10 protein-coding genes, 1 tRNA gene and 1 pseudogene are annotated in these 12,153 nt (G+C 62.3%); all 12 read left to right on the top strand.

Annotation, left to right across the window (positions count from 1 at the left end; all coding sequences use genetic code 11):
• The first annotated feature begins 87 nt into the window (after window positions 1-87).
• Complete coding sequence (fdnG, locus tag EET67_RS16370) at window positions 88-3,162, top strand: formate dehydrogenase-N subunit alpha (protein ID WP_128627270.1); 3,075 nt, start codon at window positions 88-90, stop codon at window positions 3,160-3,162.
• A gap of 9 nt (window positions 3,163-3,171) precedes the next feature.
• On the top strand, window positions 3,172-4,113 hold the full coding sequence (gene fdxH / locus EET67_RS16365) for a formate dehydrogenase subunit beta (RefSeq protein WP_128627269.1): 942 nt from the start codon (window positions 3,172-3,174) through the stop codon (window positions 4,111-4,113).
• Complete coding sequence (locus tag EET67_RS16360; RefSeq protein ID WP_128627268.1) at window positions 4,110-4,814, top strand: formate dehydrogenase subunit gamma; 705 nt, start codon at window positions 4,110-4,112, stop codon at window positions 4,812-4,814. Before fdxH ends, EET67_RS16360 begins: the two co-directional genes overlap by 4 nt.
• Before the next feature lie 53 nt (window positions 4,815-4,867).
• Complete coding sequence (gene fdhE / locus EET67_RS16355) at window positions 4,868-5,785, top strand: formate dehydrogenase accessory protein FdhE (protein WP_128627267.1); 918 nt, start codon at window positions 4,868-4,870, stop codon at window positions 5,783-5,785.
• A gap of 6 nt (window positions 5,786-5,791) precedes the next feature.
• Complete coding sequence (gene selA / locus EET67_RS16350) at window positions 5,792-7,213, top strand: L-seryl-tRNA(Sec) selenium transferase (protein WP_128627266.1); 1,422 nt, start codon at window positions 5,792-5,794, stop codon at window positions 7,211-7,213.
• Window positions 7,213-8,010, top strand: a complete 798-nt coding sequence (locus tag EET67_RS16345; RefSeq protein ID WP_128627265.1) for a tetratricopeptide repeat protein — start codon at window positions 7,213-7,215, stop codon at window positions 8,008-8,010. Before selA ends, EET67_RS16345 begins: the two co-directional genes overlap by 1 nt.
• Window positions 8,007-9,839: pseudogene (gene selB / locus EET67_RS16340) on the top strand (selenocysteine-specific translation elongation factor); the annotation flags it as partial. The gene EET67_RS16345 and the pseudogene selB, both read left to right, overlap by 4 nt.
• A 129-nt stretch (window positions 9,840-9,968) precedes the next feature.
• Window positions 9,969-10,064: transfer RNA gene (locus EET67_RS16335), tRNA-Sec, on the top strand.
• Between the two features lie 92 nt (window positions 10,065-10,156).
• Window positions 10,157-10,621, top strand: coding sequence for a hypothetical protein (locus tag EET67_RS16330; protein ID WP_128627264.1), 465 nt, complete (start codon window positions 10,157-10,159; stop codon window positions 10,619-10,621).
• The gene (locus tag EET67_RS16325) at window positions 10,608-11,009 is read left to right on the top strand and encodes a hypothetical protein (protein ID WP_128627263.1); all 402 of its coding nucleotides are present in this window, start codon (window positions 10,608-10,610) and stop codon (window positions 11,007-11,009) included. Before EET67_RS16330 ends, EET67_RS16325 begins: the two co-directional genes overlap by 14 nt.
• On the top strand, window positions 11,006-11,773 hold the full coding sequence (locus EET67_RS16320; protein WP_128627262.1) for a lipoate--protein ligase family protein: 768 nt from the start codon (window positions 11,006-11,008) through the stop codon (window positions 11,771-11,773). Before EET67_RS16325 ends, EET67_RS16320 begins: the two co-directional genes overlap by 4 nt.
• Complete coding sequence (locus EET67_RS16315; protein ID WP_128627261.1) at window positions 11,770-12,147, top strand: DsrE family protein; 378 nt, start codon at window positions 11,770-11,772, stop codon at window positions 12,145-12,147. The genes EET67_RS16320 and EET67_RS16315 overlap by 4 nt, the downstream gene beginning before the upstream one ends.
• The last annotated feature ends 6 nt before the right edge of the window (window positions 12,148-12,153 follow it).

Raw genomic sequence — 12,153 nt, 5'->3', positions numbered from 1 at the left:
TGCAAAGATCGATTGCAGGGCTATGGTTTTGATAGTCAGTGAGAATTCTGACCGTGCCCCGGTGGGGTCGCTATGTGGAGGAAGCCAATGAATATGGATCTCTCGCGTCGCGCCTTCCTGAAGGGCGCGAGCGTTGGCGTTGCCGGAACGACCTTAGGGGCGTTCGGGTTTGGCGGCGTCGAGGCCGCCTATGCCGCGTCAGTCAAGCCTTTCAGGTTGACCACTACCAAGGAAGCACGCAGCTCGTGTCCCTATTGTGCCGTTTGCTGCGGCATGATGATCTTTTCGGCGGAAAGCAAGGCAGAAGCCGGGAAGATGGAAGTCACCCATATCGAGGGTGACGTCGACAACCCGGTGAACCGTGGAACGCTGTGCCCGAAAGGCGCGGCGGCAATTGATTACATCAAGTCCAAGACCCGCGTGAAATACCCGATGTACCGCAAGCCGGGCACCAACACGTTCGAGCGGGTGACGTGGGACTTCGCGATGGAGCGCATCGCCAAGTTGATGAAAGAGGATCGTGACGCCAATTTCATCGAGACCAACAATGACGGCGTTCCCGTCAATCGCTGGCCGACGATGGCTTTCCTTTCGGGAAGTTCGGTCACGAACGAAACCGGCTGGCTGACCTACAAGGTCTCGCGCGGCCTGGGAATGCTGCAGATCGAGAATCAGGCACGCATTTGACACGGACCGACGGTGTCCAGTTTGGGCCCAACATTCGGTCGCGGTGCGATGACAAACAGCTGGACGGATATCAAGAATACTGATCTCGTCTGGATTATGGGAGGCAACGCCGCAGAGGCACATCCTTGCGGTTTCAAGTGGGTCACCGAGGCGAAAGCCGAGCGTGGCGCCAAGCTCATGGTCGTCGATCCCCGGTTCAACCGGTCGGCGGCGGTGGCGGATCACTATGCGCCGATCCGTCCGGGAAGCGACATCGCTTTCCTCTCGGGCGTGGTCAATTACCTTCTGACCAATGACAAGATCCATCACGAATATGTCCGGCACTATACCAACGCCGCCTACATCGTGAGGGACGACTTCGAGTTCAACGAAGGTCTCTTCTCCGGATACGACGAGGAGAAGCGCAGCTACGACCGCAGCACGTGGGAATATGTGATGGGGCCGGATGGCTTTGCCGTCCGCGACATGACGCTCAAAGACCCGCGTTGCGTCTTCCAGCTGATGAAGAAGCATTTCGAGATCTACACCCCCGAAATGGTCGAACGCGTCAGCGGAACCCCGAAGGACAAGTTCCTGAAGGTGGCGGAATGGGCCGCATCCACCGCCAATGGCGAGCGGGCCATGACGATCATGTATGCGCTGGGCTGGACGCAGCATTCGAGCGGTGCGCAAAACATCCGCACCGCGGCGATGATCCAGTTGCTGTGCGGCAATATCGGCATCCCGGGCGGCGGCGTGAACGCACTTCGCGGACACTCCAACGTCCAGGGCATCACCGATGTCGGCACGCTTACGGCGGCAATTCCGGGCTATCTGGCCTTGCCGACCGACAAGGAGCCGACACTGGAGGCGCACCTTGCCAAGCGGACCTTCAAGCCGCTGCAGCCGAACCAGACCAGCTACTGGCAGAACTATCCGAAATTCTATGTCAGCTTCCTGAAGAGCTACTTCGGGGCCAAGGCGACAAAGGAAAACAATTTCGGATATGACTGGCTGCCCAAGGTGGACGTGGCCTATGACGCCCTGCGCATGTTCGATGTCATGCATCAGGGCAAGACCACGGGAATGCTGTGCCAGGGCTTCAACCCGCTGATGTCGATTGCCTATTCCGGCAAGACGGTGGCGGCGCTGTCCAAGCTCAAATTCCTCGTCAGCATGGATCCGATCGAGACCGACACGGTCCGGTTCTGGGAGAATCACGGCGAATTCAACGATGTTGATACCGCCAGCATCCAGACCGAAGTGTTCATGCTCCCGGTGACGTCGTTTGCCGAGGAAGAGGGCAGCTTCACCAACTCCAGCCGCTGCATCCAGTGGAAGTGGCCTGCCGCCGATCCGTATTTCGAGTCCCGCAAGGACATCGATATCCTCTCGGATCTCTTCGTGCGGATTCGCAAGCTCTACGAGACCGAAGGCGGTACCGGCAAGGATCCGCTGATGGCTATCGACTGGAGCTATGAGAACCCGCTCGAGCCGCAGCCCGACGAACTCCTGCGGGAGCTCAACGGCAAGGCGCTGGCAGATGTCACCGACGCGGAGGGCAATGTCATCCGCCGCGCCGGCGAACAGCTCGCCGGTTTCGGCGAGATGCGCGACGACGGCTCGACCGACGGCTCCATGTGGATCTACACCGGTGTCTACGGCCCCAAGGGCAACTTCGCCCAACGCCGTGACAACGACGATCCGTCGGGGCTGGGCGTGTTCGGCAACTGGGGCTTCTCCTGGCCTGCCAACCGCCGCATCCAGTACAATCGCGCTTCGGCCGACCCGCAAGGCAAGCCGTGGAGCGAGGCCAAGAAGTACATGTACTGGGATGGCCAGCGCTGGACCGGGCCGGATGTGCCGGACTATGTGGCGACCATTCCGCCGGAGCAGGCTACCGGACCGTTCATCATGAACGCGGAAGGTGTCTCGCGCCTGTGGGTGAGAGGCCTGATGGCGGATGGACCGTTCCCGGCCCATTACGAGCCGTTTGAATCGCCGGTGAAGAATCCGATCTTCCCTGCGATCCGGGGCAACCCGGCGGCACGGGTGTTCAACAACGATATGGAGATCTTCGGCGATTCTTCCGAATTCTCCATCGTGGCAACCACCTATCGTCTGACGGAGCACTTCCACTTCTGGACCAAGAACGTGCATACGAACGCGGTCCTGCAGCCGGAAGCCATCGTGGAAATGTCGGAACAGCTGGCAAAGGAGAAGGGTATCGCCATGGGGCAGTTGGTCCGCATCTGGTCCAACCGCGGCGAGGTCAAGGCCAAGGCAGTCGTCACCAAGCGGCTCGTTCCGCTCCAGGTCGACGGCAAGACCGTTCATACCATCGGTCTGCCGCTGCATTTCGGCTTCATCGGCGAGACGAAGAAAGCCTCACCGATAAACTCGCTCACGCCACCTGTCGGCGACGCGAACTCGCAGACGCCTGAGTTCAAGGCGTTCCTTGTTGATATCGAGCCCGTTTCCGGGCCGGTGGCATAGGAGGCGGCGATGTTTCCACCCATCCAAAACCCAACCACGGAAGCGGTCCCGCCGAAATTCGGCGAGGCCGACCTGCTCCGCCGCTCAGCCTCGACAATCACGCCGCCGGCTGAGCGGCAAACCGAAGTCGCCAAGCTGATCGACGTCTCGAAATGTATCGGCTGCAAGGCCTGCCAGTCGGCATGTCTTGAGTGGAACGAGCTGGTCGAGGAGGTCGGCATCAATACCGGCGTCTATGACAACCCGCACGATCTGACGCCGAACACATGGACGTTGATGCGCTTCACCGAATTCGAGAATACCGAGACCGGTAATCTCGAATGGCTGATCCGCAAGGATGGCTGCATGCATTGCGAGGATCCGGGCTGCCTCAAGGCCTGCCCGGCCCCCGGTGCGATCGTGCAGTACACCAACGGCATCGTCGACTTCGTGCATGAGAACTGCATCGGCTGCGGCTATTGCGTGAAGGGCTGCCCCTTCAACATTCCGCGCATCTCCAAGGTCGATCACAAGGCCTACAAATGCTCGCTCTGCGTCGACCGCGTTGCGGTCGGCCAGGGGCCGGCATGCGCCAAGGCCTGCCCGACACAGGCGATCGTGTTTGGTACCAAGGAGGAGATGAAGCAATATGCGGCGACCCGCATCGAGGATCTGAAGTCGCGTGGCTATGCCAATGCCGGCCTCTATGATCCTCCCGGCGTGGGTGGCACGCATGTGATGTATGTTCTGCATCACAACGACCGACCGGAGATCTATGCGGGGCTTGCCAACAATCCGCGCATCAGCCCGATGGTCGAAGCGTGGAAGGGCCTGACCAAATATGCCGGCCTGACAGCCATCGGTGCTTTCGCGGCATTCGGGTTCCTCCATCACCTCGTCTCCGGCGCGAATCGGGTTTCGTCGGCGGATGAGGAAGCAGCAAAACGTCTGGCGGAGGGCGAAAGGACATGACCACGCACAGCGAAGTTGCGAAAGGCGACAGCGTCCACCGAGGCAACCCGGTCACGGTGGACCGCTACAGTGCTGCCGCCCGTGTCAATCACTGGATCACGGCAATCAGCCTCGTGCTGCTTGCCTTGTCCGGTCTGGCTCTGTTTCATCCGAGCCTGTATTTCCTGACCGGGCTGTTTGGCGGCGGCGCGCTTGCAAGAATAATCCACCCCTTCATCGGGGTGGTGCTGCTCCTCAGCTTCCTCGGCTTGTTCTTCCGCTTCTGGAAGCTCAATCTGTGGGAGCGGACGGACAATGTCTGGCTCGGGCGCCTCAAGGACGTGCTGACCAAAAACGATGAGAAGCTGCCTGAGGTCGGCAAATACAATGCCGGACAGAAGATGGTGTTCTGGTCGATGTCGCTGATCATCGTGATCCTCGCCGCCAGCGGCGTGGTGATCTGGCAGCAGTTCTTCAGTGAATATTTCACTGTCGATCAACAGCGCGTGGCCGTGCTGATCCATGCGATCGTGGCAATCGTGGCGATCTGCGTATGGATCGTCCATGTCTATGCCGCCATCTGGGTGCGCGGCACGATCGGCGCCATGACCCGCGGTCGCGTGACCGGGGGGTGGGCATGGCGGCATCATCGTCGCTGGCTGAGGGAACTTGTCTCCGACAAGTCCAAAGGCAAGCCCAAAGGGGTAACACCTGCCGAGTAACGGATGAAGAAGGGCTGGCAACACGTGGCCCGTGCGGTTCGTGAGGTAAGGAATTGAAGAAGTTCGACCAACTGAAAGCCGATCCTTCCAAGCTGGGCAATATCGCGAAGCCGCCTTTCGTGCGGCTTCCCGATCCCGAAAGGCTCTTTACCGACCGCGCCGCCCGCTTTCGCCAGCTGGCGGCCGGTCACGACCTTGGCCCCTACCTGACATTCCTCGCCAATCTTTGCGAGCTTCAGGCGGCCATACAGAGCGACCTGGCGGAACCTGAACTGCCTCAACCGGAAATGCTCGAGCGTGCCGCGCAATATGAGATGCCGCCGCTCAATCGCCGCGATTTTGTCGCCGACGATAGTTTCAACTCCCTTTTCGACCGGCTGACCTCCGCCGCTGGCGCGCTCGATATGCCGCAGCCTGCGCGCGAAGCGCTGTTGCGCCTTCAAACTGCCGACCAGGACATGCGGCTGGGCATCATTGGCAATGTGCTGACAGACACGGCTCCCGCCGACGCGGTGGCAGAACACAGCTTGGTGGCGGCCGTCCTCCAGGTTCATTTCGCGCGGCTTGCGGCACGGCTCGATCCGGCCTCCCTCAAGCCTGTGGGCGACGGCGTCTGCCCAACCTGCGGCGGCACGCCATCCAGCTCGCTGATCGTCGGCTGGAATGGAGCTCATGGCTCGCGTTTCTGCTCCTGCTCGCTCTGCGGCACACTGTGGAACTACATCCGTGCCAAATGCACGCTCTGCGGCTCGACCCAGGAGATCACGTTCCAGGCCATCGACGGCGAAGCAGGCGACATCAAGGCCGAAACCTGCAGTTCATGCCACGGCTATGTGAAGGTGCTGTACCAGCTCGACAATCCCGATCTCGACCCCATCGCCGATGATGTGGCCTCGCTGGGGCTGGACTTGCTTCTCAGCGAGCTCGACTTCCGGCGCGGCGCGGTCAACCCTTTCCTGATCGGCTATTGAGCAGCCATGGCATCGCAGGCAAATCCGGTGCCCTTTCAGAAACTGCCATCGGTCGATCAGGTGCTTCGTACCGAAACGGCAAAACTTGCGGTCGAACGTTTCGGGCGGCCACTGGTTGTCACTTCGGTACGCGACAGCCTGGGCGCGGCGCGCGAGGCGATCCGTGCCCGTGGCGGTGCGGCCTGCAGCACCGATGACATTGCCGTTAAGGCAGTGGCTCAATTGGAAACGGCAAGCCTGCCGAAGGTGCGGCCGGTCTTCAACCTGACGGGCACGGTACTGCACACCAATCTCGGCCGAGCCCTACTGGCAGAGGAAGCAATCGATGCGGCCGTGACGGCAATGCGGCATGCACTCGCCCTCGAATATGATCTCGATGGCGGCAAGCGCGGCGAGCGCGATTCCCTCATCCGGCAATTGCTGATCGACCTGACGGGGGCCGAAGACGTTACCGTCGTCAACAACAACGCGGCCGCGGTGCTGCTGGCCTTGAACACCTTTGCCAACGGCAGGGAAGGCGTGGTGTCACGCGGGGAACTGATCGAGATCGGCGGCGCGTTCCGCATGCCCGACATCATGAAGCGCGCGGGCACGCATATTGTCGAGGTCGGCACCACAAACCGCACGCATTTCAGCGATTATGCCGGCGCGATCCGGCCTGAAACCGGCCTCTTGCTGAAAGTTCACACTTCGAATTATCGTATCGAAGGGTTCACGCGGGAAGTTCCCGCCAGCGCGCTGGCGCCGCTGGCGGGCGAACACGGCATCCCGTTGGTCAACGACCTCGGCTCCGGCACGCTTGTGGACCTGTCGCAATATGGCCTTTCGCGTGAGCCAACGGTCGCCAACGCGGTAGCCGAAGGCGCCGATATCGTCACATTCTCCGGCGACAAGCTGCTCGGTGGCCCGCAGGCCGGTTTCATCGCCGGCCGCGCCGACCTCATCGCCCGTATCAACAAGAACCCGATGAAGCGGGCAATGCGGGTGGACAAGATCCGGCTCGCGGCGATCGAGGCCACGCTTCGGCTCTATCTCGATCCCGAGCGCATCGCACAGCGCCTGCCGACGCTGCGCCTGCTGTCGCGCCCGAGGGATGCGATCGAAGCACTGGCATACGACCTGGCGTCCGCAGTGACGGATGCGACAGGCGATGGCTTCAGTGTCGAGGTGGTGCCTTGCTCCAGCCAGATCGGGTCGGGTTCACTACCGCAAGAGACGATCGCAAGTGCCGGAATTGCAATCCGGCCTACCGATCCAAAGGCCGGCGGCCATGTAGTTGCGGGTCTGGCGGCGGCCTTCCGGGCGCTTCCCGTGCCGGTCATTGGCCGCATTGCCGACCAGGCCTTCATCCTCGACCTGCGCTGCCTGGAAGATGAAGCCGGCTTCCGGCGCAATCTTGGTCAACTGCGTCTCGAAGGAGGCGCATGATGGGCCTGTTCGAACGTCTGCTGCGCCGCCCGCCTGCCACACCACCGCTCAGTGCCGAGGAGCAGATGGAAATGGCACTGGCAGCGGCTCGGGAGGGCGACTATGCGAAAGCCCTGTCGATCTGGGGCCCGCTCGCGCATCAGGGGGTCGCACGGGCGCAAAACAATATCGGCGCCTGCTTTTCGAGCGGCCTTGGTGTCGAGCGTGATCCGGAATTGGCATTGAAATGGCTGACGCTGGCCGCAGATGGCGGCGATCCGGTCGGCCAGCGCAATCTCGCGACGGCTTATTTCAAGGGCGACGGCACGGAGGAAAATCCTGTCCGCGCTGCCGAGTTTTACCGACTGGCGGCGGAGGCCGGTGATGCCGAAGGCCAGGACATGCTGAGCTGGATGCTGCTTGAAGGTGAAATCATCGAACCCGATCCGGCCGAAGCTCTGCGCTGGGCGCGCAAAGCCGCGGAACAGGACATCGCCACGTCCATGACGCGCCTCGGCATGATGTATCACAACGCGCTTGGCGTCGAGCGTGACCCTTCGGAGGCGGTGCGGTGGTGGGATCGCGCAGCCGCGCGCGGCCAGGCGGATGCGCAGGCGATGCTGGGGGCAGCCTTTCATCTGGGTGCCGGCGTCCCCCGCGATGCGCTGACTGCGCTTGCCTGGCTCTTGCGTGCCCGTGCGGGAGGCAGCGAGCTGGCAGAACCTTTCATCGGGGCGGTCAAGGCGACGCTCTCCGAGGCGCAGATTGCCGAGGCCGGCCGCCGGGCCGAAATGCCCTTGCCGGAGCCGGTGGCATGATCATCGGCACGGCAGGCCATATCGACCACGGCAAAACCTCGCTCGTGCGAGCACTGACCGGCGTGGATGGCGACCGGCTGAAAGAGGAAAAAGACCGCGGCATCACCATCGATATCGGCTTTGCCTATATGCCCGGCCTCCACGACAGCGTCATCGGCTTCGTCGACGTGCCGGGACATGAGCGCTTCGTCCACAACATGCTGGCAGGTGCGGCGGGCATAGATTTTGCGCTGCTCGTGGTCGCGGCTGACGATGGCGTGATGCCGCAGACGCGCGAGCATCTGGCCATCCTCGACCTGCTCGGAATCGAGCGCGGCATCGTCGCCCTCACCAAGGCCGACCTTGTCGATGCGGACCGGTTGGCGGCAGCGCGCAACGAGATCGCCAACGCCCTTCTTGGAACGAGGCTGGAAGGCGCCGACATCGTCGCGGCTTCATCCGCCACCGGGGTTGGCGTGAATGATCTGCATGGCCGGCTGATCGACGCCTCCCGGCTGGTGGAGCGCGGGAGCCAGGCCGACGCCTTCCGCTTCGCCGTCGACCGTTCCTTCACGCTGCAGGGCGCCGGCACTGTGGTGACCGGCATTGTGCTTTCCGGTTCCATAGGCGTCGGCGACCATGTCACTGTCAGCCCGAGCGGGATTTCGGCCAGAATTCGCAGCCTGCACGCGCAAAACAGGAAGGCCGAACGCGGCAACGCCGGCGACCGCTGCGCCCTCAATCTCGCCGGCGATGCTGTCTCCAAGGATGCAATCTCGCGCGGCGACATGGTGCTCGATCCATCTTTGCATGCACCCTGTGACCGCATCGATGCCAAGCTTCATGTTCTGGCATCCGAGACAAAGCCGGTCACGCAATGGATGCCGGTGCGGCTGCATCATGCGGCTTGCGAAATCGGTGCCCGCGTCGTGCTGCTCGGCGACGAGCCGCTTGCGCCGGGCAAGGAAGGATATGTCCAGCTCGTTCTGGAGAAGCCAATAGCAGCGGCGTCGGGCGATCGTTTCGTGCTGCGCGACACCAGCGCCCAGCATACGATCGGCGGCGGCCGTCTTCTCGATCTGCGTGCGCCGGCACGCAAGCGCCGCACGCCGGAGCGCATCGCGCAACTGGACGCCTATTCCATTGCCGACCCCGAAGGCACGCTGGCCCTGCTGCTCGAAACGCCACCCCACTATCTCGACATCGATGCATTCCGCCGCGATCTTGGCTTGACCCCGACACGGGTGGAAGCACTCGCCAGACGCAGCGAACTGATCCTGCTGCGCGGGGGCGGCAAGACACTTGCGCTTGCGCAAGAGACGTGGCCGCGCCTGAAACGCGGCATCCTTGCCAGGCTGGAAAAATTCCACGCCGAGAACCCGGACCTTGCCGGCATGGGCGTGGAACGCCTGCGTCTCCAGAGCGAGCCACGACTTCCCGCACCGGCTTTCGCTGCCGTATTGCGCGACCTCACCAATTCAGGCGCCATCGCGCTCGATGGCGCGTGGGTCAAATTGCCGAGCCATATCGTGCGGCTGGCGCCACAGGACGAAGCGCTATGGGAGATGGTCGCTCCCCTCATTGGCGGAGCGGAGCGGTTCCGCCCGCCGCGCGTTCGCGACATCGCCGGAATGCTGGGCGAGCGGGAGCCCGACATAAGACGGTTGTTCAAGCTGCTTGGCCGCATGGGGCGCGTGGACGAGATCAACCACGACCATTTCTTCCTGCGCGGCACGGTCGCCGAGATCGTCGAGATCACCTGCGAATTGAGTGCGGCCGCCGAGGATGGACAGTTCAGCGCCGCCCAGTTGCGCGACCGCCTCGACAATGGTCGCAAGGTGGCGATCCATATCCTTGAATTCCTCGACCGGCACGGCGTCACGTTCCGGCGCGGCGATGTTCGCCGGATCAACAAATACAGGATTGACCTGTTTCGCCGGCCCGCCGATGAGGCTATGGTTGAAACCGACGAACCAATTGGAAGAGATGCGTCCCTGGTGGGGCGTCCGGACTTCAAATCCGGGAGGGGCCGTGAGACGGTCTTTGGTGGGTTCGACTCCCACTCTCTTCCGCCAAAATTCTAGCATGCTCCTGATCATGAGCCGGCAAACAAATGCCGGTGTGTTCAGGAGGCCCGCTGGCTGCAGCGGTTGAATTGGGGAGCGCAATGACCAGCGAATATTACACCGCCTATCTGGAAGACCTCGGAAGCATTGCCCGGGAAGCCAGCATTGCCGAGGAACAGTTCCGCAAGCAGGCGGCGCTACGGGCCGAGGAGTTGAAGACCGAGCGGGCATTCGCCTTTCGCCGCCTCAATCTGGTGAAAGCGATCGGCCGGGCCGTCAGTTCTGCGGAAAATGAAGAGGATGCGCTGAAGATCGGCCGGAACGTCTTCTTCCGTGAGGTCAGTTGGAACGGCGCGACTCAGAAGCAGAAAGAGGTCGCTGACCAGTTCGATGCCGTTGTCCTTGCCATTTGGAGCGCGGTGCGGCCTGCCGAGGAAACGGACGAGCAGCCGCTGGTCGGCGATGCGCTCGCCGCGTTCGAAAAATGGTATGGGGAGAACCGGAACACGGCGTTCCTCAATCTCATGGAGCGGGAAATCGTGGAGCTGCCGCTTGTCGAAATCTAGAGCCGTTCATGATCATAATCGCTTTGACGATTGGATCGCGCATGAATTCCACAGCACGGGCGGCTTCACCGCTCTTGTCATCCTCGTGACTATTGGCGAGCTGAGCGTCACGCCGCTGCGGTCCACCTATTTCCATGTCATCGGCGACGAGGTTCGCTGGGCCGAGCTCTCAACCTTGTTTGCCCAGTCCGGCGCCGGCTGGGACGGGGTGCTGTTTGCCGTGCGGCCCGACAAGGACACGGGCGGCCCCATCGCCGATACAATCGCGCGGGTCGAGCTGCAGACGCTGGCCGAGGAACTGACGGCAAACCGGCTGATCCTCAACGAGAACCATTTCTTCGACCGCTGGGGGCGGCGGCTGAAGATCGAAGAGGTGATGATGCAATGAACACGCCGTTGCGTGTCATTGATACCGGTTTGAATTCCGCGCGCTGGAACATCGCCGTGACTGCCGCGCTTTCGGAACTCCATCTGGGCGGCAGCTTGGAAGACACGCTGCGCCTGCATTGCTACCGGCGGTCCGTGCTGCTTGGGCGGCATCAGCTGCTCGATGACGCCGTCGATCGAAGCTTCTGCGCGCGCAAGGGCATCGAGATCGCACGCCGCGTCACCGGCGGCGGGGCAGTCTATATGTCTCCCGGCGTGCTTGCCTGGGATCTGGTCATGGCGCGCTCGGCGGCTGCGTCGCTGGAGGCGGTTTCGACAAAAGTTTGCGGCGCAATCGCCACCGCACTCGCCAGCTTCGGTTTTGCGGCACGCTTTCGGCCACCGGGCGATGTCGTGATTGGCGGGCAGAAAGTGTCAGGTTCGGCCGGCTGGCACGATGGCTGCAGCCTGGTCCATCAGGGAACCGTGCTGATCGATGCCGATCTTGAGGAGATGGCGCGGGTGCTACGGATGCCAGTGGCGGCTGACATCCCCCTCCCCGTCATGACGCTCGCGGATGGCGGCTCCGCACCTGATTTTCAAAGCGTGGCCAACGCGGTGAGTGACGCCATTGCGCAGGCACTCGACAGGCGGCCGGTTCGCGGCCGGTTGAGCACGCTGGAATCCGACATGGCCACAAAGTTTCTTGCCGAAGAAATCGGGACCGACGAATTCGTCGAAGGGGAGGAGCCGGCCCATTCCCAACCGGCGAGCTTGCCGGCATGACACGGCGCCTGCTTATCGTGCTGGTCAACACCGATCCCCGCAACCCGGAGGAACTTGCCGCGCCCTTTTATCATGCGGCAATTGCCGCGGCGATGGACTACCCCGTCGATGTGGTTTGCGCGGCCACCGCCGGAAAGCTGATGATCAAGGGCGTTGCGGAAAAGATCCGCGTCAAGCCGAGCGACCCGAAGACGGTTCTCGACTGGATCAGGGAAGCGCATGAGCATGGCGCCCGCTTCTGGGCTTGCCCAGCCAATCTCGACCTGTTCGAGGTCGGCGAATCCGATCTCATCGCCGAATGCTCCGGCCTGATGGGCGCTGCCTCCATGATACGCGATATCATGGAGGAGGACTGCCGGGTCCTGACCTACTAGAGGCAA

It is taken from the genome of Borborobacter arsenicus (assembly GCF_003934165.1).
Classification (GTDB): domain Bacteria; phylum Pseudomonadota; class Alphaproteobacteria; order Rhizobiales; family Rhizobiaceae; genus Pseudaminobacter; species Pseudaminobacter arsenicus.
The sequence above is the reverse complement of the archived record's forward strand: the minus strand, read 5'-3'. Positions and strand labels throughout refer to the sequence as shown.